The 26,651-nt window shown below is 35.6% G+C and carries 27 protein-coding genes; 23 read left to right on the top strand and 4 right to left on the bottom strand.

Going from position 1 to position 26,651, the window contains the following annotated elements; translation table 11 throughout:
* Positions 1–310: 310 nt before the first annotated feature.
* The 11 genes from cotE (at position 311) to glnA (ending at position 12,833) form a co-directional block, all read left to right on the top strand.
* On the top strand, positions 311–868 hold the full coding sequence (gene cotE, locus D2K60_RS08835) for an outer spore coat protein CotE (RefSeq protein ID WP_117169641.1): 558 nt from the start codon (positions 311–313) through the stop codon (positions 866–868).
* 126 nt (positions 869–994) lie between these two features.
* Positions 995–3,589 (top strand): DNA mismatch repair protein MutS, encoded by a 2,595-nt coding sequence (gene mutS, locus D2K60_RS08830; RefSeq protein WP_117169640.1) that lies wholly within the window; start codon positions 995–997, stop codon positions 3,587–3,589.
* A gap of 2 nt (positions 3,590–3,591) precedes the next feature.
* A complete protein-coding gene (gene mutL, locus D2K60_RS08825; RefSeq protein WP_117169639.1) occupies positions 3,592–5,439 on the top strand; it encodes a DNA mismatch repair endonuclease MutL in 1,848 nt (615 codons plus the stop codon).
* Positions 5,440–5,499: 60 nt separating this feature from the next.
* Positions 5,500–5,949 (top strand): Dps family protein, encoded by a 450-nt coding sequence (locus tag D2K60_RS08820; protein ID WP_117169638.1) that lies wholly within the window; start codon positions 5,500–5,502, stop codon positions 5,947–5,949.
* A gap of 106 nt (positions 5,950–6,055) precedes the next feature.
* A complete protein-coding gene (gene miaA / locus D2K60_RS08815; protein ID WP_117169637.1) occupies positions 6,056–6,991 on the top strand; it encodes a tRNA (adenosine(37)-N6)-dimethylallyltransferase MiaA in 936 nt (311 codons plus the stop codon).
* 39 nt (positions 6,992–7,030) lie between these two features.
* Positions 7,031–7,255, top strand: a complete 225-nt coding sequence (gene hfq / locus D2K60_RS08810; RefSeq protein ID WP_117169636.1) for an RNA chaperone Hfq — start codon at positions 7,031–7,033, stop codon at positions 7,253–7,255.
* A gap of 220 nt (positions 7,256–7,475) precedes the next feature.
* Positions 7,476–8,387, top strand: a complete 912-nt coding sequence (gene spoVK / locus D2K60_RS08805) for a stage V sporulation protein K (RefSeq protein ID WP_117169635.1) — start codon at positions 7,476–7,478, stop codon at positions 8,385–8,387.
* A 35-nt stretch (positions 8,388–8,422) separates the two neighbouring features.
* Positions 8,423–9,646: a GTPase HflX gene (gene hflX / locus D2K60_RS08800; protein ID WP_117169634.1), complete on the top strand. Its 1,224-nt coding sequence runs from the start codon at positions 8,423–8,425 to the stop codon at positions 9,644–9,646.
* 21 nt (positions 9,647–9,667) lie between these two features.
* Positions 9,668–10,906, top strand: coding sequence for a methionine gamma-lyase family protein (locus D2K60_RS08795; RefSeq protein WP_117169633.1), 1,239 nt, complete (start codon positions 9,668–9,670; stop codon positions 10,904–10,906).
* Between the two features lie 173 nt (positions 10,907–11,079).
* A complete protein-coding gene (locus tag D2K60_RS08790; protein WP_117169632.1) occupies positions 11,080–11,472 on the top strand; it encodes a MerR family transcriptional regulator in 393 nt (130 codons plus the stop codon).
* A 26-nt stretch (positions 11,473–11,498) separates the two neighbouring features.
* Positions 11,499–12,833, top strand: a complete 1,335-nt coding sequence (gene glnA / locus D2K60_RS08785) for a type I glutamate--ammonia ligase (RefSeq protein WP_117169631.1) — start codon at positions 11,499–11,501, stop codon at positions 12,831–12,833.
* A gap of 138 nt (positions 12,834–12,971) precedes the next feature.
* Here the strand turns inward: glnA and ymzB are convergent, their stop codons facing one another.
* Positions 12,972–13,328 carry a protein YmzB gene (gene ymzB / locus D2K60_RS08780; RefSeq protein WP_117169630.1) on the bottom strand — a complete coding sequence of 119 codons (357 nt, stop codon included), beginning with the start codon at positions 13,326–13,328 and terminating at the stop codon, positions 12,972–12,974.
* Positions 13,329–13,519: 191 nt separating this feature from the next.
* Here ymzB and D2K60_RS08775 point away from each other — a divergent pair, with 191 nt between their 5' ends.
* The 6 genes from D2K60_RS08775 to D2K60_RS08750 all read left to right on the top strand — a co-directional run bounded on the left by D2K60_RS08775 (position 13,520) and on the right by D2K60_RS08750 (position 18,402).
* A complete protein-coding gene (locus tag D2K60_RS08775; RefSeq protein WP_117169629.1) occupies positions 13,520–14,239 on the top strand; it encodes a 3-ketoacyl-ACP reductase in 720 nt (239 codons plus the stop codon).
* 121 nt (positions 14,240–14,360) lie between these two features.
* Positions 14,361–16,043, top strand: coding sequence for a ribonuclease J (locus D2K60_RS08770; protein WP_240335284.1), 1,683 nt, complete (start codon positions 14,361–14,363; stop codon positions 16,041–16,043).
* A gap of 169 nt (positions 16,044–16,212) precedes the next feature.
* Positions 16,213–16,542: a PadR family transcriptional regulator gene (locus D2K60_RS08765; protein ID WP_117169628.1), complete on the top strand. Its 330-nt coding sequence runs from the start codon at positions 16,213–16,215 to the stop codon at positions 16,540–16,542.
* Positions 16,539–17,666, top strand: coding sequence for a DUF2812 domain-containing protein (locus D2K60_RS08760; RefSeq protein WP_117169627.1), 1,128 nt, complete (start codon positions 16,539–16,541; stop codon positions 17,664–17,666). The genes D2K60_RS08765 and D2K60_RS08760 overlap by 4 nt, the downstream gene beginning before the upstream one ends.
* A 14-nt stretch (positions 17,667–17,680) precedes the next feature.
* Positions 17,681–17,935 (top strand): hypothetical protein, encoded by a 255-nt coding sequence (locus tag D2K60_RS08755; protein ID WP_117169626.1) that lies wholly within the window; start codon positions 17,681–17,683, stop codon positions 17,933–17,935.
* Between the two features lie 41 nt (positions 17,936–17,976).
* The gene (locus tag D2K60_RS08750) at positions 17,977–18,402 is read left to right on the top strand and encodes an OsmC family protein (RefSeq protein ID WP_117169625.1); all 426 of its coding nucleotides are present in this window, start codon (positions 17,977–17,979) and stop codon (positions 18,400–18,402) included.
* A gap of 49 nt (positions 18,403–18,451) precedes the next feature.
* Here the strand turns inward: D2K60_RS08750 and D2K60_RS08745 are convergent, their stop codons facing one another.
* Positions 18,452–19,123 (bottom strand): restriction endonuclease, encoded by a 672-nt coding sequence (locus D2K60_RS08745; RefSeq protein ID WP_162880739.1) that lies wholly within the window; start codon positions 19,121–19,123, stop codon positions 18,452–18,454.
* Positions 19,124–19,271: 148 nt separating this feature from the next.
* On the opposite strand from D2K60_RS08745, the gene D2K60_RS08740 reads away from it, so the two are divergent.
* Complete coding sequence (locus D2K60_RS08740) at positions 19,272–20,090, top strand: YitT family protein (RefSeq protein ID WP_117169623.1); 819 nt, start codon at positions 19,272–19,274, stop codon at positions 20,088–20,090.
* Positions 20,091–20,209: 119 nt separating this feature from the next.
* On the opposite strand, the gene D2K60_RS08735 is transcribed toward D2K60_RS08740, so the two are convergent.
* Entirely contained in the window at positions 20,210–20,572 is a 363-nt protein-coding gene (locus D2K60_RS08735) for a hypothetical protein (protein WP_205418593.1), read from the bottom strand.
* Between the two features lie 279 nt (positions 20,573–20,851).
* On the opposite strand from D2K60_RS08735, the gene D2K60_RS08730 reads away from it, so the two are divergent.
* The 4 genes from D2K60_RS08730 (at position 20,852) to D2K60_RS08715 (ending at position 23,781) form a co-directional block, all read left to right on the top strand.
* On the top strand, positions 20,852–22,066 hold the full coding sequence (locus D2K60_RS08730; RefSeq protein ID WP_117169622.1) for a Bcr/CflA family efflux MFS transporter: 1,215 nt from the start codon (positions 20,852–20,854) through the stop codon (positions 22,064–22,066).
* 84 nt (positions 22,067–22,150) lie between these two features.
* The gene (locus tag D2K60_RS08725) at positions 22,151–22,375 is read left to right on the top strand and encodes a hypothetical protein (protein ID WP_117169621.1); all 225 of its coding nucleotides are present in this window, start codon (positions 22,151–22,153) and stop codon (positions 22,373–22,375) included.
* 90 nt (positions 22,376–22,465) lie between these two features.
* Complete coding sequence (locus D2K60_RS08720; protein ID WP_117169620.1) at positions 22,466–22,693, top strand: hypothetical protein; 228 nt, start codon at positions 22,466–22,468, stop codon at positions 22,691–22,693.
* A gap of 86 nt (positions 22,694–22,779) precedes the next feature.
* Entirely contained in the window at positions 22,780–23,781 is a 1,002-nt protein-coding gene (locus D2K60_RS08715; RefSeq protein ID WP_117169619.1) for an LLM class flavin-dependent oxidoreductase, read from the top strand.
* Between the two features lie 111 nt (positions 23,782–23,892).
* Here the strand turns inward: D2K60_RS08715 and D2K60_RS08710 are convergent, their stop codons facing one another.
* Positions 23,893–25,371, bottom strand: coding sequence for a NarK family nitrate/nitrite MFS transporter (locus tag D2K60_RS08710; protein ID WP_117169618.1), 1,479 nt, complete (start codon positions 25,369–25,371; stop codon positions 23,893–23,895).
* Positions 25,372–25,770: 399 nt separating this feature from the next.
* Here D2K60_RS08710 and D2K60_RS08705 point away from each other — a divergent pair, with 399 nt between their 5' ends.
* A complete protein-coding gene (locus tag D2K60_RS08705) occupies positions 25,771–26,589 on the top strand; it encodes a squalene/phytoene synthase family protein (protein WP_117169617.1) in 819 nt (272 codons plus the stop codon).
* The last annotated feature ends 62 nt before the right edge of the window (positions 26,590–26,651 follow it).

Below are 26,651 nucleotides of genomic sequence, written 5' to 3'. Positions count from 1 at the left end.
AGTTGTGATCAAATAGAACGTACTTATGATCAATTTTTTGTGGATGTGATCATTTGAGTTTAATTGTGATCAAATTCTCATGGATGTGATCAAATAGAAATGTTTTGTGATCATATCAACTAAATACGTCACGAAACTGCACTTTTTTAAAAAAATATAAATCATTTGTACCGTTTTATAGGCAAATGCATACGATGAATTAGAAACGCATGCAGATCGCCTTATTTAAAAAAAGGGCAATTGTATCATATGCACTTTAGGTAGATGTCCTGCATAAACTGACAATGAATAAAGAGGAGGTTATATATTTATGTCTTTCCTTGATCATGAATACCGTGAGATCATCACAAGGGCTGTTATCGGAAAAGGACGTAAATTCGTTCAAGATACCAACACAATTACACCAACGCATAAGCCGTCTAGTATTTTAGGCTGTTGGATCATCAATCATTTATACAATGCCAAGAGAAAAGGAGATGGCTTGGTAGAGGTGAGTGGTAGTTACGATGTAAACGTTTGGTATTCCTATAATGATAACACCAAAACAGAGGTTGTAACAGAACGTGTTGTATACGCTGATGTCATCAAATTATCTGTAAAGGATAAACAGACATTAGGCGACAAAGCAGAAGTTTTTGCTAAAGTATTACAACAACCAAACTGCTTGGAATGCACAATTGCGAGCCACGACCATAAAATCGTAGCAGAAGTAGAACGCGAATTTTTAGTCGAAGTAATTGGCGATACAAAAGTAACTGTTAAAGTTGATCCAAGTGGAATTGTGGCAGATGATGAAGATTGGGATATTGAATTAAGAGACGATGAATTTGAAAGTCTTGATCCGGATTTTCTATCAAATGAAAAATAAACTAGCCGAAGAGCGTGATGTAATGATCACGCTCTTTTTCTTTATACATAACTTGTGAGTGCAAAAATCAGTCATAGATATGCTATAATATAAGAATGAAATTTTGTACGTGTGGGGGATATAAAGATGGCAGAATTTACGCCAATGATACAGCAATATTTAAAAGTAAAAGCAGACTATAAAGATAGTTTTCTATTTTTCCGCCTAGGTGATTTTTATGAAATGTTTTTTGATGATGCACTTAAAGCTTCCAAAGAATTAGAGATTACGTTAACAAGCAGAGACGCTGGTGGGGAAGAACGTATTCCAATGTGTGGTATTCCATATCATGCAGCTGCAAGTTATATTAAGAATCTAGTTGAAAAAGGCTATAAAATAGCAATATGTGAACAAGTAGAAGATCCTAAATTAGCTAAAGGTATAGTAAAACGTGAAGTTGTTCAACTGATAACACCAGGAACAATTATGGAAGGCAATATGTTAAATGAAAAAGAAAATAATTATTTAGCTAGTATCAGTCAGTTTGATACAGACACTTTTGTGATTACATATAACGATTTGTCGACTGGTGAAAATAGTGTTGCTTTAATTGACACTGGCTGGGATCAATTGATGAGTGAACTTTTCAATCGTCCGATTAAAGAAGTAGTAATTTCAAAAGAATTAGAGGAGCGTTACCAAACTGATTTAACAGAACGCTTACTTGTCACGTTATCATATGCTGAATCAACAGCTATAGATGAAAACTTTGCACCGCTAGTTAAAGAATTAGCGGATGAACGATTAAAAGCGGCTTTTGGACGGATGCTTTGTTATATCCAATCAACCCAACAACGTTCATTGGATCATCTCAAGCCTGTCCAAATTATTGAATTAAAACAATATATGACGTTAGATATGTATTCAAAACGTAATTTGGAATTGACCGAAACAATCATGCGTAAAGGTAAACAAGGTAGTTTGTTATGGGTATTAGATAAAACGGTAACAGCAATGGGTGCACGTAAGTTAAAGAAATGGTTAGAGCGTCCTTTGTTGCAAAAAACGTTACTTGAACATCGCTATCATTTAGTCGAAGGATTAATCGCACAATTTTTAGAAAGAGAAGCATTACGAGACACATTAGAATCAATCTATGATATGGAACGTTTATGTGGTCGCGTAGCTTTTGGTAATGTAAATGGCCGTGATTTGCAACAGTTAAAACTATCTTTAGGAAAAGTACCTGATGTAAAAGTCATTTTAGACCAATTTGAAAATAAAGAAGTCCAAGCATTAGGAAATGGTGTAAACACGATAGATGAGCTATATGATCTACTCGAAAACAGTATTGTGGCAGACCCACCGATGACGATTAAAGAGGGTGGCGTTATCAAAGATGGCTACCATGAGCAACTTGACCAATACCGTTATGCTTCAAAAAATGGCAAGCAGTGGATAGCTGAGTTAGAACAAAAAGAAAAGAAAGCAACAAATATTAAATCATTGAAGATCGGATATAATCGTGTCTTTGGTTATTATATCGAAGTGACAAAAGCAAACTTGCACCTTTTGCCTGAAGGAAAATATGAGCGGAAACAAACGCTAACGAATGCTGAACGTTATATTACTCCAGAACTAAAAGAGAAAGAAACATTAATTTTAGAAGCAGAAGAGAAAAGTGTTGACTTGGAACATCAATTATTCACAGAACTTCGCGAGCGAGTAAAAACATTCATCCCGCAGCTACAAGCGCTAGCTGACAAAATAAGTGAAATTGATGTGTTACAAGGATTTGCGACAGTAAGTGAACTAAACGACTATCATAGACCAACTTTTAATGCAGAACGTCAAATCAATATCGAAAACGGACGTCATCCAGTTGTTGAAAAAGTGATGAAAGATGATATGTATGTACCAAATGATGTTGATATGAATGATGCGACAGATATTTTATTAATTACTGGACCGAATATGTCTGGTAAAAGTACGTACATGCGCCAGTTAGCCTTGATTACGATTATGGCGCAAATTGGCTGTTTCGTACCTTGTGAAAAAGCATCATTACCTATATTTGATAAAATATTTACCCGAATAGGCGCAGCAGATGACTTAGTAGCCGGTCAAAGTACATTTATGGTTGAAATGCTGGAAGCGAAGCATGCAATTACAAATGCAACGGAAGACAGTTTAATTTTATTAGATGAAATTGGTCGCGGGACAAGTACTTATGATGGAATGGCACTTGCGCAAGCAATTATTGAATATGTGCATGACCATGTCGGTGCAAAAACATTATTTTCTACCCATTATCACGAATTGACAACATTAGAAGAAACATTAGAACAATTGAAAAATGTCCATGTTAGGGCGGAAGAATTTGAGGGAAAAGTTGTTTTCTTACATCAAATTCAAGATGGAGCAGCTGATAAGAGTTACGGTATTCACGTAGCCAAGTTAGCGGCATTACCTGATCAACTGATTGAACGTGCTACTGTTATCCTGGAGCAATTAGAGAAGTCAGAAGCAAAAGGTAATCAGAAAGAGGCCGAAGATGATGCGCAGCAATTAAGCTTTTTTGTTGCAGAGCAAAAAGCAGCTAACGGTCAAATCGTAACAAAATCTAAAGCGGACAAAGCACTACAAAAATCACTTAAAAAAATTAACATTATGGAAATGACTCCTATGCAAGCAATGAATGAATTATATCGCTTACAACGCCTAGCGAACGAGGAGGATTAATGGTGAAGATATTACCAATGCCAGATGGACTTGCTAATAAGATTGCGGCTGGAGAGGTAGTAGAACGTCCAGCATCTGTTGTTAAAGAATTATTGGAAAATAGTATTGATGCCAATAGTACATCGATTAAAATTGAAGTGGAAGACGCTGGACTCCAGCAAATTAAAATCACTGACAATGGTGAGGGAATGGATCCGGAAGATGCGGAACATTCCTTTGCGCGTCATGCAACAAGTAAAATCCGGAGTGAAAATGATTTATTTCATGTCAAAACATTAGGATTTCGTGGTGAGGCACTTGCTTCCATTGCAGCGGTTAGTAAACTAACACTAAAGACATCAACTGGTGGGGAAGCGGGTACAGTCTTAAAACTAGATGGCGGTAAGATTGTTGAAAGGGACAAGAGTGATGCGAGACAAGGGACTGAAATGAGCATAGATGCACTATTTTTCAATACACCAGCTCGATTGAAGTATATGAAGACAATTCATACGGAACTTGGTCACATTACGGATGTTGTTAATCGAATGGCACTTTCTAACCCGAATATCCGATTTGAACTGTACCATAATGGAAAAAACATCTTCCAAACAACAGGTCGTGGAGATGTCATTCAGGTCATTTCGCAGGTCTATGGAATTAACGTAGCGAAAAAAATGATTCCGGTATCTATTGAGACGTTAGATTTTTCAATTAAAGGATATATTGCAAAACCAGAAGTAACGCGTGCATCCCGAAATTATATTTCAACTATTATTAATGGACGCTATATTCGTAGCATTCCGTTAAATAAAGCAATAGCAAGCGGCTATCATACGTTATTACCAATTGGCCGTAGCCCGATTGTGATATTGGAAATTGAAATGGACCCAATCTTAGTTGACGTGAATGTACATCCTGCTAAATTAGAAGTTCGTTTTAGTAAAGAAAAAGAATTATTTTATGCGGTAGAAGAAACAATTCGCAAAGCTTTTCGAAAAGAAACACTTATTCCTGACAACAAACAGAATCAGCCAAAAACGGAGAAAGTAAAGAGTACACAACACACTTTTTCCTTTGATTATCAAAAAAAAGCTCCTATCGAACAAGATCATAATACGCAATCATACACACCACCTCGAGATGATCAGAATACGTTTGCGTCAGCACAAGCCGCAGCATTAGAATCTATGACATCGTATGATTTGGATTTGATCCCTCGCGTACCAGTAGAAGAGGATAATGATACGCACGAAAATGATCTACCAGATCAAGAAGCAAATCTCGAACGGATTCCTGTTATGTATCCTATTGGACAACATCATGGTACGTATATTATGGCGGAGAATGAAGACGGCTTATATATGATTGACCAGCACGCTGCACAGGAACGAATTAAATATGAGTATTTTCGCGATAAAATTGGCGATGTTCCAAACGAATTACAAGAACTTTTATTACCGTTAACGTTTGACTTTTCAAAACAAGAGGCATTACTAGTGGAACAACATCAAGAAGAATTAAAAAAAGTCGGCTTGTTTTTTGAACACTTTGGTCAGCAAACATATATCGTTCGAGCACATCCACAATGGTTTCCACAAGGATTCGAGGAAGAGGTTATTCGTGATATTGTGGAACAAGTAATGGTTGAGGACAAAGTGGATATTGCTAAGTTGCGTGAGGATGCCGCAATCCTAATGTCATGTAAACGGTCGATTAAAGCGAATCATTATTTAAATAAAGACGATATGTTTCAACTTTTACAAGATCTAAGGAAATCGACTGATCCATTTACATGTCCACATGGTCGACCGATTATTATTCATTTCTCTGGATATGAGATGGAGAAGATGTTTAAACGCGTGATGTAAAATGTGTGTATAAAAAAGGAATCTAATCAAAGGCTATTAGTAAAAAGGTTAGGTGCCAAGATGCAAAAAAATAAAGACTTGATTCATTATTTAAACCTTGAATTATCTAATGTTGCGGTGCTATATGTAAAATTACATCGGTATCATTGGTATATCAAAGGAAGTCAGTTTTTTACATTACATGCTATTTTTGAGGAACATTATAAGGAACTAGCTAATGATTTTGATCAAATTGCAGAGCGCATATTAGCGATTGGTGGAAGACCGTTTGCAATAATGGAAAAGTATCTTGAAACAACGAGTCTAAAAGAAGCGCAAGCAGATGACGAGGGCTCAGAAATGATCCGTCAATTAATAGAAGATTACCAACAGATTAGCGATGAAATACAACAAAAAGCTTTGCCACAAGCTAGAGATTATCGAGATAAACCTACAGAGGATCTCTTAATTGGCTTTCAAACGAAGTTAGAAAAATATATTTGGATGCTTAAAGCACACCAAAAACTATAATGAATGAGGGGGTATCATGATGGAAGTGTCATGAGCCTTTTTTTTTATATAATTTAATGTATAATTAGTCCAAGTAGAAATGATAGCGATGATAAGGGGATTACCGATGAAACAAACTGTTATTGCTGTTGTTGGTCCAACAGCGGTTGGGAAAACTAACCTTAGTATAGAAATTGCGAAAAAATTTGATGGAGAAATAATTAGTGGTGATTCCATGCAAATCTATAAAGGGATGGATATTGGCACCGCTAAAGTAACAGAAGAAGAACAACAAGGAATCAATCACCATATGTTAGATATTAAATCACCAGACGAAGACTTTTCTGTTGCGGATTTTCAACGTGAAGTACAACAACATATTGAAGAAATTAAAGCGAGAGGAAAACTTCCGATTATCGCCGGTGGAACAGGTTTATACATAAAAGCTGCTTTATATGACTATCAATTTACGGACGAAAAAAGAGACAACACGTTTCACGAAGAAATAGAACGTGAAATAGAAGAACATGGTATGGCGTCGGTCTATCAAAGGTTACAAGTCATTGATCCCGCTCAAGCGGAGAAGATTCATCCAAACAATGTAAGAAGGGTAATTCGAGCGCTTGAAGTATTTGATCGAACAGGAATAACGATGACAGAACACCATGCAGCCCAAAGTGACACATCACCTTACAATCCTATTTTAATTGGATTGGAAATGGACCGGGAAATACTGTATAATCGAATTAATCAACGTGTGGATCTTATGATAGAAACTGGATTACTAGATGAAGTAGAATATTTCTACACGATGGGCTTAGAAAAGGTACAAGCAATGCAGGCAATTGGATATAAGGAGTTTATCCCTTACTTTAAAGGGGAACAATCTTTAGAAGAAGTAATCATGCTGTTAAAACAAAATTCAAGACGATACGCTAAACGCCAATATACATGGTTTAAAAATAAGATGGATGTACATTGGTATGAGGTCAAACCTATAGAACACTTAAAAATAATTCAAACAATTTTAGATGATTTAGCAGGAATGATCGAAAAGAAGTAGAAATAATATAATAGAGATAGAAAAGAGGAGGAATTCAGTATGTCACAATCTGTTAATATTCAAGATCAATTTCTAAATCAAATACGTAAAGACCATATCCAAGTAACTATATTTCTAACAAACGGTTTTCAATTAAGGGGAACGATTAAAGCATTTGATAATTTTACCGTATTACTGGATACAGATGGCAAGCAACAATTAATCTTTAAACATGCAATCTCTACATTTGCACCAGTGAAAAATGTTACATTAGAAAAAGAGTAATGTAACTGGAAATACTATATTCCATTTTAGCTCCCTTTTTAAATCCATTACGGATTTGATAAGGGATTTTTCTTTGATTAAATAGATGTTACTGAAATGTTGTTTGTATCCTTAAATGGGATAGGCACTACTTATGTATTGCTATTTCAGAATTATTATAAAGGCATCTGTCACACACTGGGCTTACATCACGTATAATGTGGATGGTAAGGGGTGATTGATGGTGGAATCGCAAATTTCTTTTCCTAAACAAAATCAAATTAATATTGTCTTGCAAGATCAACGCGAGCGATTAGGTAATAGTGATGAAAAGCTTTATGACCCTTTTCAACAGTTGGACCAAGCATTTTCAAGTTTTGTTGGTCTTGATTTATTAAAAGATAACATCAAAGAAATATATGCAAATGTGCAAATTAATCAGCAAAGAGAAAAAGTTGGCATGAAAACACAACCACAAGTATTACACATGTTGTTTAAAGGGAATCCTGGTACAGGTAAGACTACCGTTGCACGCAAACTATCCGTGTTATTTCGGGAGTTGAATATGTTGTCAAAGGGCCACTTCATTGAGGCGGAACGAGCGGATCTAGTTGGAGAATACATTGGTCATACCGCTAAGAAAACACGTGATTTAGTAACCAAGGCACTTGGAGGTATATTATTTATAGATGAAGCTTATGCTTTAGCTAGAGGTGGCGATAAAGATTTCGGTAAAGAAGCAATCGATACGCTAGTGAAACAGATGGAAGATCATCATGGCGAGTTTATTTTAATATTGGCCGGGTATCCGTTAGAAATGGAATACTTTTTATCGATGAATCCAGGTCTTGGTTCACGTTTTCCGATTGTTTTGGATTTTGATGATTATTCTATTGATGAACTAATCAATATTGCACACAAAATGACTGCGGATAGAGAGTATCAATTAACGAAAGAAGCGGAATGGAAGTTAAGAACACATCTAACCAAAGCGAAGCGTGACAGCAACCATACGAATTTTGCTAATGCTCGTTTAGTGCGGAATATGATTGAAAAAGCAATTCGGAAACAAGCTGTTCGCTTATTAAAAAAGCGGCATTATAGTACAGATGATTTAATGTTGATTACAGTTAAAGATATTGTGTTAGAATAGAAGTATTGGGTCATAGAAGAAAAGAGGATTAAAATATGGTAGAAAAGGTACTAATCATTGCAGTTCACAAAAAAATGAGTGATGAAGATCGATTATATTATTCATTAGAGGAATTAAAATCGTTAACAGAATCAGCGAAAGGTACAGTTGTTGAAACGCTAATTCAAAAGCGGGACCGCGCTCATCCCGCTACATATATTGGAAAAGGTAAGATGGAAGAACTAAATGAATTAATTGAGGAATTAGAAGTTGATTTAATCATCGCGAATGACGAATTGTCATCAAGTCAAATGCGTAATTTGCATGAACAATTAGAAATACCGATTATTGATCGAAGCCAATTAATTCTGGATATATTTGCGCAACGTGCCCATACAAGAGAGGGTAAATTGCAAGTGGAGTTAGCGCAATATAAATATATGCTTCCACGTTTACATGGACAAGGTGCTTCTTTATCTCGTCTAGGTGGTGGAATTGGAACGCGTGGTCCAGGTGAGACAAAACTTGAAACAGACAAACGACATATTAATCGTCGGATTGATGAAGTGAAGGAAAAACTCGAAACAGTTGTTAACCAACGTTCCCAATACCGCAAGCATCGTAAAACAAATAAAGCATTTCAAATTGCGATTGTTGGTTATACGAATGCTGGTAAATCAACACTATTTAATCGACTAACAAAAAGTGACTCAATGGAAGAAGATCAATTGTTCGCAACGTTGGATCCGATGTCCAGACAAATGCAATTTCCAATTGGTTTGCAATCAATCGTAACAGATACGGTTGGGTTTATGCAGGATTTACCAACAGCGTTAATTGCTGCTTTTCGTTCGACATTAGAAGAGGTAAGAGAAGCGGACTTTATTTATCACGTAATTGATGTTAACCATCCTGATTACCCGCAACACTATGAGACAGTGCAGAAACTGTTGAAGGATTTAGACGCAGACAAAATCCCGTCTTTAATGATCTATAATAAAAAGGATTTGTTAACAACAGGTTTTATTCCGTCTGTACATCCATCAATTTTAATTAGTGCACTTAATCAAGAAGATCAGAATAAAACATTGTTAAAGACACAAGAAATATTAAAAGAGCAATGGGTGTTTTATGAAAAAATCATCTCGGCTACAGAAGGTAAAAGATTGTTGTCTTTTCGTAATTATACGTTAATGACGAAACAAGAATTTAATGAAGATGAAGAAACGTATTTAGTACAAGGTTATATGCCTGATGGCCATCCATTACAATATAGCTAGAAGGAGCAAACGACGAAGCAAATGTTAGAAGAAAAAATTATCCAAGTAGAGAAAGATATTGAGCAAGAACGCAAGAAAATTCAACAAACTGCAGAGCACAATCAGCTACGGGTTTTAAATGCATTTCGCAATCAAAAGATTAGTGAGAGTCATTTTAACCCTACGACTGGTTATGGTTACGATGACGCTGGTCGAGATGGACTAGAACGCGTCTATGCTACCGTATTTGGTGCAGAAGATGCTCTCGTGCGCCTGCAGTTAATTTCTGGAACACATGCTATTACGACTGCACTTTTTGGCGTTTTACGACCTGGCGATGGATTGTTATATATTACGGGTTCTCCTTATGACACACTAGAAGAAGTGGTCGGGGTGCGTGGTGAAAATAATGGCTCATTAATTGATTTTGGGATTGAATACGAAGCGGTTTCATTAACAAAACAAGGGCAGATAGATTGGCAAGCAGTAAAAAGTCACATAAACGAACAAACAAAGGTAATTGGTATCCAACGCTCTAAAGGATATGCAGATCGCCCATCATTTACAATTGATGAAATAGAAAAAATGATTACATATGTGAAGTCAATTAAAGAAGATGTAATTGTTTTTGTTGATAATTGTTATGGTGAATTTGTAGAAGAAAAAGAACCAACACATGTAGGAGCAGATCTAATAGCTGGTTCTTTGATTAAGAATCCAGGTGGTGGAATCGCACGTACGGGTGGTTATATCGCAGGTAAGAAAGACTTAATTGAACTTGCAGCTAATCGCTTGACTGCGCCTGGTTTAGGGAAAGAGACTGGAGCGAGTTTGGGTGTTACACAAGAGTTGTTTCAAGGCTTTTTTCTTGCACCACATGTTGTAAGTGAAGCATTACAAGGAGCAGTGTTCACTTCACGGATGTTAGAAGTAGTTGGATTTAGTACTACACCTGCTTTTAATGTCCACAGAACAGATTTGATTCAATCTGTTACTTTTGATACGGCAGAACAAATGATTGCTTTTTGTCAATCTATTCAACGATCGTCCCCAATAAATGCACACGTAACGCCATATCCAGCTGACATGCCTGGATATGAGGATGATGTAATTATGGCTGCTGGTACATTTATCCAAGGTGCAAGTCTTGAATTAACAGCAGATGGACCGATTCGTTCGCCATATACAGCATATGTTCAAGGTGGCTTGGTATATGCACATGTTAAAATAGCAATAATAGAAGCAATTGAAAGTTTTTATGAAAAAGGCTTTCTGAATTAATCAGCAAAGGGTAGACCAATAAATGGAATAATAAGGTTAAATTTATGTGATTTTAATGAATAATACAAATTTTTTGAATCTTTTTATGTAAAGAAAGCTCACACGTATTGACAATTATATTAGCAAATGTATAATGGGAATATGGAAAGGCAAGTTAGGAAGGGGTGGAGGTTATGAGCGAGATCGATAGACGTTCAATGCCCTTATTTTCCATTGGTATAGTCAAATCTTTGGCTGATTTAACTGCAAGACAGATTCGTTATTACGAAGAACACAATTTAATTCATCCTGCTCGTACTGATGGTAATCAGCGCTTGTTTTCTTTTAATGATGTAGATCGTCTTTTAGAAATAAAAGAACTAATCGATAAAGGAATTAACTTGGCTGGTATTAAACAAGTCTTATCTGTTAAAGACTTACCAAAAACGAAAGTAGTAGATGAGCAAATGCCACCTGAATTAACAGAAAAGGAACTCAGAAAAATACTCCAAAAAGAGTTGCTGGAATCAGGTAGGTTAGGCAAGGCTTCGTTAAGACAGGGAGAACTTTCAAGGTTTTTCCATTAAAAAGATTACCTAAAGGAGAGGAAAGCATGTCAAAATTTACGCAAGATTCAATCAGAAAACTAATTAAAGAGGAAAACGTTAAGTTTATCCGTCTTCAATTCACGGATTTACTAGGAACAATTAAAAACGTTGAGATTCCTTTAAGTCAACTAGACAAAGCATTCGCTAATGAAATGGTATTTGATGGTTCATCAATCGAAGGATTTGTTCGTATTGAAGAATCAGATATGAAACTATATCCAGACTTAGATACTTTCGTAGTATTTCCTTGGACATCTGAAAAAGGAAAAGTTGCTCGTTTCATTTGTGACATTTATAATCCAGATGGTACGCCTTTTGAAGGTTGCCCACGTTACAACTTAAAACGTAATATTAAGAAAATGGAAGAACTAGGATTCTCTACATTTAATATTGGTACAGAGCCGGAATTTTTCTTGTTCGAACTAGATGAAAAAGGTAATCCTACATTAGATTTAAATGACCATGGTGGTTATTTTGATTTAGCACCTACAGATCTTGGTGAAAATTGCCGTCGTGATATCGTTCTTGAACTAGAAGAAATGGGTTTTGAAATGGAAGCTTCTCACCACGAAGTTGCTCCAGGACAACATGAAATTGACTTTAAATATGCAAATGCAGTGAAACATGCTGATGATATTCAAACGTTCAAATTAGTTGTTAAAACAATTGCACGTCAACACGGTTTACACGCAACTTTCATGCCTAAACCACTATTCGGTGTAAACGGTTCTGGTATGCACTGTAACATGTCATTATTTAAAGATGGCAAGAATACATTCTTGGACGAAAATGGTCCATTACAATTAAGTGAAACTGCTTATCAGTTTATCGCTGGTATCATTAAACACGCATTAAGCTTTACTGCAGTTACAAACCCTACAGTAAACTCTTATAAGCGTTTAGTACCTGGTTACGAAGCACCTTGTTATGTTGCTTGGTCTGGTTCTAATAGAAGTCCACTTATTCGTGTACCATCTTCAAGAGGTTTGAGCACACGTATTGAGGTTCGTAGCGTAGATCCAGCTGCTAATCCATACCTTGCAATGGCAGTATTATTAGCTTCTGGTTTAGACGGTATCGAAAACAAACTAGACGCTCCAAAAGCTATTAATCGTAACATCTATGTAATGGACAAAGAGGAAAGAGAAGCAAATGGCGTTCAAGATCTGCCAGCTACTCTATATGATGCAGTACAATTACTTAAAGGTGATGACGTATTGGTTTCAGCTCTTGGTGAGCACTTATTCGAACATTTCGTTGAATCTAAAGAAATCGAATGGGACATGTTCCGCACGCAAGTACACCCTTGGGAAAGAGAACAATACATGCAAACATATTAATAGGCAAAACCCCTTGATGCGTAAAGCATTGAGGGGTTTTTGTTTGGAATTTTATAGTGGACAACATTATTTACTAAGCTTTCAAAACAAAAACCCCAGTAGCATATCTTGTAATGCTTTAGGGGGCCAGATTTTAGATTACTCATCTGTTGCAAGCTTAATGGTATAGGTACCTCTGTCCGTGATTAATGTAAATTTTGAGTCTTCAAATTTGTAAATGGTTGAGTCTTCAATTGGTATTTCATATAAAGATGAGGGGAGAGACTGTTGTTTCTTTTCATCTGTATTAATTTCACCAGAACCATTTAATTGTAATGTATGCATGGGTTCGTATTCATCAAGCCGTCTAGTATCCTTTGAATAAGAAATAGAGGTTAATTCTAAGATTGTGTTATCGTCGTCTGCAAGTTCGTGTTTCGATATTTCAATGGTTTTGCCGGTCCACTCTTTAAGTGTTTCATTAAAATCTTCAATAGACATGTATTTTTGTGTCATTGTTATCACTCCTATCCGATAAGGTTTCCGAATTAAGCCGAAATAATACGATAGTCTGTAGAATTTACATAGAAAAAAAGTATTTTTGTTCCTTAACTAGTAGAAATAGCAGAAGGCACTTACATGTGATAACATGAATTAATAGAAGTTTTTTCAACCAACAAATTTTTCAAAGAAAAGGGGTATTTTGTATGGGACAATCGATTAAAGGTAAAATAGCGCTCGTTACTGGTGCTGGTAAAGGTATCGGAAAAGCAACAGCCATTGCATTAGCGAAAGAAGGCGTCCATGTAGGATTGCTTGCGCGAACTGAAAAGGACCTAAAAAGTGTTGCAGCAGAAATTGAGGCGCTTGGAGTTAAAGTTGCTTATGCAACAGTTGATGTAGCTTCAAATGAGCAAGTAGAAGCAGCTGTTAAAAAAGTCACAGATGAACTAGGATCGACTGATATTTTAATTAATAATGCAGGTATAGCCAAATTTGGTGGATTTCTTGACTTGAATCCAGAAGATTGGAAAAATATTATTGATGTGAATTTAATGGGCGTTTATTATGTGACAAGAGCTGTGTTACCTCAATTAATTGAGAAAAATGGTGGGGATATTATTAATATCGCCTCAACTGCTGGACAGAAGGGTGCTCCTGCAACTAGTGCATACAGTGCCTCGAAATTCGGGTTGCTTGGTTTAACGGAGTCATTAGCAATGGAAGTTCGCAAACATAATATTCGTGTAAGTGGCTTAACACCAAGTACAGTTGCTACTGAGCTTGCGGTTACCAATAACTTAACTGACGGTGATCCAGAAAAGGTTATGCAACCAGAAGACTTAGCAGAATTTATTATTGGACAATTAAAATTACATCCACGTGCATTTATCAAAACTGCGGGGTTATGGTCCACTAATCCATAAGAAGGTTGACAAAGAAGGATTCCATATCACTATATATGGGTCTTTTTTTTATGGGAATCATTCATAATAGTCCACCCATCAGGGCATACTAAAGTATTATTTACGATGGGAGGATATTCATTTGAGAGACGCGAATACTAATAAAACGATATCCGTTTTCGGACTAGGTGGTTTAAGTGAAATCGGGAAAAATATGTATGCAATTGAGTATGATGAAGCTATTTTTGTGATTGATTGCGGAAACAAATTTCCAGATGAAAGTCTATTAGGGATTGATTTAATCATTCCAGATATTACGTATTTAGTAGAAAATAAAGATAAAGTGAAGGCGTTAATCGTTACGCATGGCCATGAAGATCATATTGGAGCTATTCCATTTTTCTTGAAAGAACTACAGGTGCCTGTTTACGCAACTAGTTTTACCTTAGGATTAATTGAAATTAAACTAAAAGAGCACAGACTATTGAGAGAAACAGAGTTGGTTGAAATTGATTCACACACCCAATTGGAATTTGATCAAATCGAAGTGAGTTTTTTTAAAGTTAGTCATAGTATTCCGGATTGTCTTGGTATTGTGTTCAAAACACCAGAGGGAAATATTGTGCATACTGGTGACTTTAAGTTTGATTTAACGCCTGCAAATGATCGGAAATCAGATATTCATAAGATGGTTGAGATCGGTAGAGAGGGTGTATTACTTCTTTTATCAGAAAGTACGAATGCTGAACGTCCAGGTTTAACACCATCTGAACAAATGGTTGGGGAGCATATAATTGAAGCGTTTGAAAAAGCGGAAAGAAAAGTTATTATTTCAACTTTTGCATCAAATATTTATCGCGTACAACAAGTAGTTGATGCTGCACAAGTAACCGGTCGTAAACTTGCACTTCTTGGTCGGAGTATGCTGAATGTTGTAGAAGTTGCAACCGAGCGTGGTTATTTAGAAATTCCGGATGACATGTTGATCGATCAAGCCGCAATTAATGATATGCCTCCTGAAAAAGTTGCGATTCTTTGTACGGGTAGTCAAGGTGAACCACTTGCAGCTTTATCGCGTTTATCGACGGGTAACTTTAGAGGCGTTGATATACTCGCAGAAGATACAGTGATTTTTGCTGCGGGACCAATACCTGGTAATGAAACAAATGTTACGCGAATAGTTGATAATTTGTATTTACTTGGTGCTAAAGTAATCTATGGCTCTGAAAGTTCATCCGGTCTACACGTATCGGGACATGGCTACCAGGAAGATTTAAAATTGATGCTAACATTCATGCAACCAAAATACTTCATTCCAATACATGGCGAATATCGTATGTTATTCAAACATCGCTTATTAGCGGAATCAATTGGCGTAGAGAAGGACAACACATTTATTCTTAATAATGGTGATGTTGTTGATCTTGACGATTCAGTTGCACGACAAACGAGAACAATACCAACTGGTAATACATACATTGATGGGATTGGAATTGGTGGTGTAGGAGAAGTAGTTTTGCGCGATCGCAAACAGCTTTCTGAAGATGGTATGTTAGTTATTGTCCTAACAATGAGCAAGAATGAAAAGAAACTTATTTCTCCACCTGATACTATTTCACGTGGATTCGTTTATATGAGAGAATCTGAGGAATTACTTGATGAGGTGAACAAACTGATTACCCAAACCGTTAGAGATCAAGAAAAGTCATCGGGAAGAAATCAATGGAGTGCAATTAAACAAGATGTAAGAAAATCAGTTGGGAAATATATTTTTAATCAAACAAAGAAAAAACCAATGATCCTACCGATTATTATTGAAGTATAAGCAAAAAAAAGATGGTACTCGCGGGTACCATCTTTTTTTGCTCGAATCTTTTTGTTATCGCTAGAATGCCAATTTAAATGCATCAATTCATCTAGTCTTTTATGTCACGATGTGATATAGTCGATCTATGAAACAGTAATTAATGATTAGAATAGTTGGAGTTGTGTTAATGACAATTGAAAAAGTTTTAAAAACATACATACCAATGACCGAGACAGCTTTCTATATACTGTTATCTTTAACGGAACCGCGACATGGTTACGGTATTATTAAACATGTGGAAGAGATTACAGATTATCGAATTCGATTGGGGTCAGGTACGATTTATGGCACATTAACGAAGATGCAAAGAGATGGTATTATTAGCGTTTATGCAGATCAAAAAAGAAAAAAGATATACGAAATAACAAAAATAGGTAAAGTATTAATGCTAGAGGAGATCAAAAGAATTGAAGAAATCCATGCGAATGCGCTAAAATATCGAGGGGGATTTAGATGAAGAAGATATGGTGTCCGTTTTGGAGTTATCGTATCGTGGAAATAGAAGAGTGGCTTTCTGCAATGGCACTTGAAGGATACCATATAAAAAAGATAAATATGCTTACACGTTTTTTTTATTTTGAAGAAGGAATGAAGCAAGAGCTATCCTATAGAATTGGATTTGATAAGGGGGATCATCCATTATCAATGGCACTTGATAATGATGGTTGGAAGGAAGTTTGTAAAAGCCATTCCTGGTATGTGCTAGCAAATGAAAAAACGTTGGAACAAGTTAAAACAGTACCAATACGAGAAGGAATTGTAACGCATTATAGAAAGATAAAGGACGTATATAGTGTGCTATTGTTTTTTGTCATTGCTATGTCTATCAGCCCTTTATTCCTAGTATTTGATTTATTGTTCAATAAAGATAATGTAATAATTGAAAAAAGCCCGATGTGGATTGTTATGATTGCAATCTGGATATTCATTTGGATGTTACCTACATACACACTAATCAAAATAAAAAAGTCAACTAAACTGTTGGTAAAAAATGAAATAGTGAAACCAATATATTACAGAAATAAGAAGGCACACGTAGTGATGAAGTTACGATTTGGTTGGATATATGCGCCAGATAAAATGGTAACTTGGCTAGAGTCAATGGAAGCGAAGGGGTATCATCTGTACCGGATGAATAAGCTTGGAATTTTCTATTTTGAAAAAGGTGTTCCTAGAAAAGTTAGCTACTTTGCGGATTGTCAAAATACAACGCCTCAAAGTTATTTCGATATGCATAAAGAAGCTGGTTGGAAGTTGATTTACACTTCTAGTTTAATGTTTTCTAAATGGTCAATTTGGTCACAGCTTTATCAAGCAGAACGGCCAACTTTATACAGTGACCGTAGTGAGTTATTGCAACATGGAAGACGTGTGATGTTAACACATTTGTTATTATTTGTACCAGTAATAGCACTGTATATTTATTTTATGGTACAGCATATTAATTTCGCTTTAACGAGCGGAAATAGAGAAGTACTAGATGCTACAGTTCTTATTTTAGGATTAGCTAGTATTATGTATAGCATGTTTGTAATCAAGTCATTACTATATTATAGACGATTGAAGTTAACTGAAATATAAAGGAGAAACGAATAATGGACGAGTCGAATTCAAATTATAAAGAAGAACTTTTATTACAAGCGGTGAAGACACAATATTCTATCTTACGCTTATTGGATAATACATTATACGAAACCTATCAATCAGAAAAAGGACTACCAGAGGACCAACAAAATACGGATTTAATAAATATTGCGTATCAAATTAGAAATATCGTCGGGAAAAAACCTAAATTAAAGGAAATATATAAAAAGTTAGAAGATGATTATGGAATTGATTTAAATAATTGATGTACAATATTAATGCTATCTAGATAAAAGGAGACTATATGATGGAACTAACAATTAAATGGGATGGAAAGATGGCTTTTTCAAATACAACACCTTCAGGACATGAAATTAAAATGGATGCTTCAGAAGAGGTAGGAGGAGAGAATTTAGGTGCTAGACCGACAGAGTTACTGTTAAATGCAGTTGCCGGTTGTACTGGTATAGACATGATATCTATTTTAAAGAAAATGCGAATAGAGCCACTGCATTTTCAAATGGATGTAAAAGGGGAACGTGCAGACGATCATCCAAAACGTTTTACTACCATTTCTATTCATTATGCATTGGATGGTGAGTTACCTGAAGACAAAGTGATTCGTGCGATTCAGTTATCAAAGGACAAATATTGTTCCGTTTCGCATTCGTTAAATGCTACACTAACAGCAAGTTATTCGATCAATGGTGTCGTTGGCAAAGAAGAACTTTAGAATGTGAAATGGGACCAAGCATAATAACTGCTTGGTCCCATTTCATTTATCAATTTTCTTTTGCAAATTTCTGTTTTCGCTTTCTCTTTGGTGTTTTATACGCTTTTAGCATCTGTAATAAATCATCACGATTCAATAATGTTACACTTTTTAAGTGTGCTTGTAAGATTGCATTACTTGTGTAATACCTATTTGTAATGATCCATTTCTTATTAGCGTTATAATTCTCTGCTGCAAGTAGCAGTTCATTAACTGCAACATCACCAATGGCTATTGATCTTCGTTTAGCTTGAACAACGATTACATCATGTTCTTTTTTTAAAAGTAAATCTGCACCAATTTCTTCTGATTTTGGTATCCTCTTCACTTGATAGCCTTGTTGCTTGAATAAATGAGATAATAACTCCTCGAATTCATTGCTACTCATTTGATTCATTTCGTTAATAAGAAATTTTTTGTTCTTAAAATACGCTGGCTTAGAGGAAAAATCACCTATTCTTAGTAGCAATTGTTTTCCAATTAAATAAATGAAGTAAGAAATAGATGTTAAGAAGAAAACTGTGAGAAAAATATTTAATACGTTACTCTTATTAAATGAGATTGCTAAAGTTAACATCAGTACATTTGTTATCGAAAAAAATTTCACTTTGTCATGAAAATCCCAGTGCCTAATGGTCTTTACCTTCCAAAATTGTTTTATGTAATATTTGAACATCTTCATCACCATCACCTTTTATTGTTTAAGTGTTTTTATCTTCTCCACAATTTAATGAAATATACATAATTGATAGTTAACCCTTTGACTTTCTTTGAAAATACGACTAAAATGCACGATATGTTCGTTTTAATAATTGATTGGAGGGAGCAAGATGTTTCAACTATATAAATATAGTATTCTTTTCGTGTTTTCTATTGTTTTAGGCTTTGCTTTTAATATGTTCTTACTTCCTCATGAAATACTATCTGGTGGTGTAACGGGTCTTGCAATGATTTTTGGTTTATTAACGCCGATAAACAGTGGTATTTGGCTTGTAGTATTGAATGTACCTATTTTTATCATAGGTTGGTTGAAGTTAGGTAAAGAGTTTATTATGAACAGTGTATTTTGTGTCTTTGTAACCTCTATTTCGATGCAATATATTCCTGTGGTAGAGATAACCGATGACGTATTATTATCCTCGGTATTTGGTGGGGTCATTATAGGTATTGCGGTTGGCCTGATCGTACGTTTTTATGCTTCATCTGGTGGGGCTGATATTATTGGTCTCGTGCTCACTCAAAAACGTGATATTCCACTTGGCGGAATGATATTCGGTTTAAATAGTATAGTCGTCTTTATTTCGGGATTTATTTTTTCCTGGGACCTTGCATTATATACAATGGCATCCATTTATATTAGTGGAATTGTGGTTGATCGGGTGCATACACGTCACATAAAATTAAGTTTAATGGTCGTAACAAGTAAAGGTGATGTGTTAAAAGATACGTTAATAAAAAATTTGATAAGAGGTATTACAGTGATGAACGGTGAAGGGGGTTATTCTAACTCTGAAAGAAAAATATTATACACCGTGATTTCTCGCTATGAACTCGCATTAGTTAAGTCATTGATTAAGAACGTAGATGACACTGCTTTTGTAAGTATCAGTGAAACGGTTGAAGTAATGGGTAACTTTAGACGAGATTAAAACAGAGAGCATGCATAAAAGAGATCAGGACTACAAGTCGAAGTGTAAGTTGTAGTTCCTGACCCCTTTATAGAAATTGGACTTTGTTATTTTTGAATCAAAATATCAACCATTAATCATTAATAATAAGGATATGGGTAATATCCTGGATATCCTGGATAAACTGGTGCTACGTAAGGTAATAGGGACAGGGCTGCAAGACTTGCCAACGGAAAACGACGTGGTCTGTAACGTCTAAATCTTCTTCTAGGTGCACCATAACCATAACCACCATATCGGTTATTTTCTGTATCCTCTTCGATCACATCTTCACCGACCAATACCGTAACATTACTAAGATCTACATCAACAATAATCCCATCAAAAGAATTCCCATCTTGATGGTTAAGAAGAACATGGTGATGCATATAACCTTCGCATGAATCATGCATATTTCTAAATTGGTATTGCTCGTTATTAAAATCCTGGTGCTCAATACTCACTTCTTCTTCATCTCCTTTCAAAATACAGGATATTCATCTAGTTGATCTAAGTGCTTGTTTTTAATGAGAAAATTGTAAAAGCAATACATTCTTTAACTTCTATTCCATCTGGAACTAAGTCATTTAATCCAAAACGAATAAGGTTTAGAAATATAGTAATGCCTCTCCTAGAAAAAAACATTTCTAATCCCGATCACTGGACAAGATTAGCAGTCTATCATAGACTATATAGATGTCTATAGAATGTATATAAAAAGTAGAAGAGGTGCGTTAAAATTCATGTTACATAATCCAACAGGAAAAGAGAGATTAGCATTAGCTTTTCTGCTCAGTATGCTCGGGATACTAGGTCCACTTAATATTGATATGTATTTGCCTAGTTTCCCTGATATTGCAAGTGATTTAAATGCTAGTGCTTCACTCGTTCAACTTAGTTTAACAACATGTTTAATCGGGCTTGCAGTAGGTCAAATAATTATAGGCCCAATTAGTGATGCGCAGGGTAGAAGGAAACCCTTAATAATATCGATTTCCTTGTTTGCGCTAGCATCTGTACTTTGTGCAATCGCTCCTAATATTACTACCTTGATACTAGCTCGATTTTTACAAGGACTAACAGCTTCGGCTGGGATTGTTTTATCTCGTGCAGTCGTACGTGATGTTTTTACTGGAAGAGAGTTCACGAAATTCTTTGCACTTTTAATGGTCATTAATGCAGCCGCTCCAATGATTGCACCGATGACTGGTGGTGCAATCTTATTACTGCCATTCGCAAATTGGAATACGATATTTTTCTTTTTGGGATTATTAGGTTTTATTATTGTGGTCACAGTAGCATTTCGATTAAAAGAAACACTTCCAGTTGAGAATAGAATCCCGAGTTCATTAAGGCATTCGATTAAAACAATGGGTAATTTAATGAAGGATCGTTCATTTTTTGGATATGCACTAGTTGTTGGTTTTGTACATGGAGGTAGTTTTGCTTATGTATCCGGAACACCATTCGTGTATCAAGGGATATACGATGTGTCGCCACAAGTTTTTAGTGTTCTATTTGGTATAAATGGTTTAGCAATTATAACTGGTAGTTTTACTATTGGACGTTTAGGTGGCATTATTCATGAAAGGAAATTGTTGCGCGTTGCAGTTATTATTGCTGTCAGTGCGACGTCATTGTTACTTATTATGACGATCATTCAAGGGCCATTAGCAATGCTCGTCATACCGATTTTTATTTATATGACCGCGATGGGCATGGTACTGACAAGTTCATTTACACTTGCAATGGAGAAACAGGGGCATCGAGCGGGTAGTGCAAGTGCTGTGTTAGGTATGTTTCCCTTATTACTTGGGTCGCTTGTCTCTCCACTTGTAGGTATTGATGAAACAACAGCAATACCAATGGGTGTTATCTTGTTTCTTACATCCTCTATTGGTGCGATTGCATTCTTTATGTTAACAACTAATAAAAGTCAAACAGAGCAAGAAGTTTAAATAGGAGTTTAACTCCTATTTTTTTTTGGATATTTTTTAGTTAAAGTACATACCCTAACCTTGTTGTTCGGGGAGGTGAAGGATATGGAAAACCAAAACACTAACAATCAAAAAGGTGGAGCTAAAAAAGTTGCGAAGGCTGTTAAAAATACGGCTGGTGTTGCTTTTGAAGCTGCCGAAAATACAATTCAAGCAACTGAAAATATTGCAATGAATGCTGTCGATCAAACCGCTAATCTTGTGGATAATACAACGAATTCAATGACAAAAGGTTCTAATCAACAAAATAACAAGAAAAACAATAACTAAGTGATAGTAGGTTTATTGAACAACCTTCACTTAACATTAAGTGAAGGTTGTTCAATACATAATAAAAGTGTGTCATAAGGAGAGTAAAGCATGGATGGATATCAAATTAAGAATATGATTATTGATGATGAACTATATAGCCAAGAATCGATCACGGTGGATTTTACTCAGGATAATAAAATGTATAGTGTTATTTTAAATAAAGCTGACCTAGAGGTTGTTAATACCTGGGTATTTAAAGCTAACACATCAATGCCTGCGACTTTGCCAGACGATATTATTGAATCAATAAGGGAAGATGTGAAAAAGAAGATTTAGTAGTGCAAGCCTTTCTATTTGTTTCCTTGATTTTATGGTGCTACTATTATAAGGAATCAATAAAGAGAAAGAAGGGACAGAACTAAATGGCACATACAAACATACCCGTATCTGTCTTAAACTTAGCGCCTATTAGAGAAGGTCATGGAGCTAAAGAAGCGATAGACGATATGGTTCACCTAGCACAAGCAACAGAGAAAATGGGTTATAAACGATATTGGATAGCAGAACACCACAATACACCAACACTAGTAAGTTCAGCTACTTCCATTTTAATAAAACATACTTTGGAACATACCGAACACATCCGTGTTGGTTCTGGTGGGGTCATGCTGCCGAATCATTCACCTTTAGTAGTAGCTGAACAATTTGGTACGATGGCAACCATTTATCCAAATCGTTTGGACTTAGGTTTAGGTCGTGCACCTGGCACCGATATGATGACAGCTAATGCATTAAGACGATCTGGGAATGATACTGTCTATACATTTCCAGATGATATTAAAGACTTGCTTACGTATTTTGGACCAGATGAGGGCCAAGGTTATATTAAAGCACATCCAGGAGTTGGTACAAATATTCCGCTTTATATTCTAGGGTCATCGACGGATTCAGCTGTTTTAGCGGCCAAATTAGGCTTGCCGTATGTATTTGCTTCACACTTTGCGCCGAAACATATGGAAGAAGCGATAGCGATTTATCGTGACCGTTTCCAACCTTCTGAATACCTTGATAAACCTTATATGACTGTATGTCTGAATGTCATTGCTGCTGAAAGTGATGAAGCGGCTGAATTTGAATTAACAACCATGCAACAATTCTTCTTGAATATTGTACGTGGTACTAAAAATCCATTAAGCCCCCCTGTTAAAGACATGGATCAGATATGGGGACCACAAGAGAAAGCAATGGCAAGTTCTATGTCGAGTGTTGCTTTAGTTGGTGGAAAAGACACCATTAGAAAACAATTGACGAATTTTCAAGATAAATATAACGTGGATGAAATAATGGCTGTATCTTATATATATGATCCTGAAGTACAAAAGCGTTCGTACGAAATCTTTAAAGATGTAGTAGATGGCAATTAAGAGAGTGAAATAGAAGTAATAAGATCGTGTGAATAAAAACAGAATTAGTTTTTTATAAAAAGGTGTCAGATACTAGCAGGATATTCTCTGCTAGTATCTGACACCTAATCTTTACATTATATTTGTAGAAACTTGTGGCGAACTTTCTTCCTCTTTTTCAAAAGTTTGCTCTTGAATTGCAACCATATCTGGTTCTTTTAAGAATAGTGTGCAAAAGAAACAAACAACTGCTGCACATGCTATCGTAATAAAAAAGAATCTAGGGCTCACAAAACTAAAGATAGTTAAGAATACAGTACCACCAATATTACCGTATGCGCCTACCATACCAGAAACTTGTCCAGTTACACGTTTCTTTACAAGCGGAACCATTGCATAAACAGCGCCTTCACCTGCTTGAACAAAAAACGAGCAACACATTGTGATAGCGATGGCTAGACCTATCGGCCAACCGGATCCAATTTGAGACATACCAATGTATCCAAGAGCTAATCCTAGCATTAAGATATTTAATGTTTTTTTGCGTCCAAATTTATCACTTAACCAACCACCGCCTGGACGTGACATTAGATTCATAAAGGCGAAGCTACTAGCAATCAAACCTGCCTGTGTGATACTTAGTGCAAAAGTCTGTTCAAAGAAAAAAGGTAACATTGAGACAACTGCAAGTTCTGAACCGAATGTGCAAAAATAAGAAAAGTCCAAAATAGCTACTTGTTTAAAGGAGTATTTTTCTTTCTCTGGTACACCATTCTTTAGCGTTTCTTTATTTACATCCCAAATCTTATAAACATTTAATAACAAGAAAAAGAATAAGACACCAAGAACAGTAAAGGCAATACCATCACTAATAAAATTTAGTTGCCAGCCTAGTCTATACGTTAAAAAACCGAGAATGCCGTATACTGGAATTGTCATGATAATTAGACCGACCATATCTTTATAACTGGTAATCTCTAATGCGCCACTTTTTTTAGGTCGTTTATATTCTATTCCTACTGGCGTATCACTTACTATTCGTTTGAATATAAATCCATAACCAAGTGCAATAAGACCTGTTAAAGCAATTGCAATTCTCCATCCATTGTCACCACCAAAAATAACCGCTAATGTTGGTAAAACTATTGCAGCAGCAGCTGAACCAAAATTCCCCCAACCGCCATAGATTCCTTCTGCTAAACCAACTTGCTTAGAAGGGAACCACTCAGAAACAAGTCGGATACCAACAACGAAACCAGCACCGATAATTGCTAGAAACATTCTGGAGATCATTAATTGAATAAATGAATCTGAGAGAGCAAAAGCAAAACAAGGGATACTCAAAATCATTAATAAATTAGAAAATACCTTTTTGGGACCAAATTTGTCAACAAGCATACCAATTAATACACGAGCTGGTATTGTTAGTGCAAGGTTGGCTATTCCTAAAATAGCTACTTGGTCATTTGATAGATTAAAAGTTTCTTTTAAAGTGGATATGAATGGAGCCATGTTAAACCATACAACAAACGTAATGAAAAATGCTAACGTGGTAAAACCTAAAACTTTTCGATTTCCTTTGTAAATGTTTTTATCGATTTTTGTTTCCATATTGAAATCCACCTCTCAATTACTTTCTGTTGCTCTTATTTTAAAGGAATAAAAGAGGTATTCAATAAACATGTTATATTATCTTACAGACAAAAACAGAAATGAAAGTTATTTTGTCAGTTGTTGTAAACACTTACACCGTTGACTTCTATACAAAAAAAGCATTATATTTCAGAAAATTTAGATTTATCAAAAAGGTACTAATTATTACGTACAAACATGTTATTTTAGTTTAAAAGTGTTTGGAACGATTACTTTGCAAGTGATGCCCTTATTTACTATGTTATGAATAAAAATTTCATGGTACAATAAATAGGTACTAAACTGCATGAGATAGACACATTTAATAAATGGGATATAGAACCTATTTGACCTCATGGTTTAAAGGAGGAAAAAGAAATGATAGATGAAAAAAGACTACAAAAAGAAGCTATGAAAGTACTTAAGCTAACGAGTCGAACGTTTTATATACCAATTACCTTATTGGAACCTACATTAAAAAAGACGGTAGCTTCCGCATATTTATGTATGCGTGCAATTGATGAAATTGAAGATCATGAAATGCTCCAACCAGAAATTAAACAACATTTGTTGCATTCTATAAGTGCACTATTAAAGAGTGAGTTTGATAATGAAAGATATCAACAACTACTTGAAGAATATAAATCTTTTTTACCAGAGGTTACCTTACGCCTCGGCGACTGGCTTCTTATTTGCCCTGAAGGAATAGTTGAGCAAGTAAAAGAGTCGACTAGTATAATGGCAGCAGGTATGGGAGACTGGGCAATGAAAGATTGGCAAATTACTAGTAGAGAAGAACTAGACGACTATACGTATTACGTCGCTGGACTTGTAGGTGTTATGCTATCAGATATTTGGAAATGGTATGATAATACAGAAACAGATAGAGAATTAGCGATTGCTTTTGGTAGAGGTCTGCAATCTGTTAATATATTACGTAATCAAGAAGAAGATAGTGAGCGTGGTGTTAGTTTCATGCCTGACAACTGGAACCGCGATGATATGTTTCACTATGCTACAACGAATCTTAATTTAGGGCAGGAATACATAAAGGATATAACGAATCGCAACATCCTGACTTTTTGTAAAATTCCTTTAGCTCTTGCAAATAAAACATTAAAAGCATTAAAAAGCGGAAGAGAAAAAATTACTAGAAATGAAGTAGAATCGATCGTTGATCAGGTGACTGCTGAATAGGGCATATTTTTCCTTTAATCTAATACGTAAAATTAGACTTGTCAGGATTTAAAGCTTATAAT

Source organism: Paraliobacillus sediminis, assembly GCF_003426055.1.
Note: the sequence above shows the minus strand (reverse complement) of the source record. Positions and strands in the feature narration are given on the sequence as shown.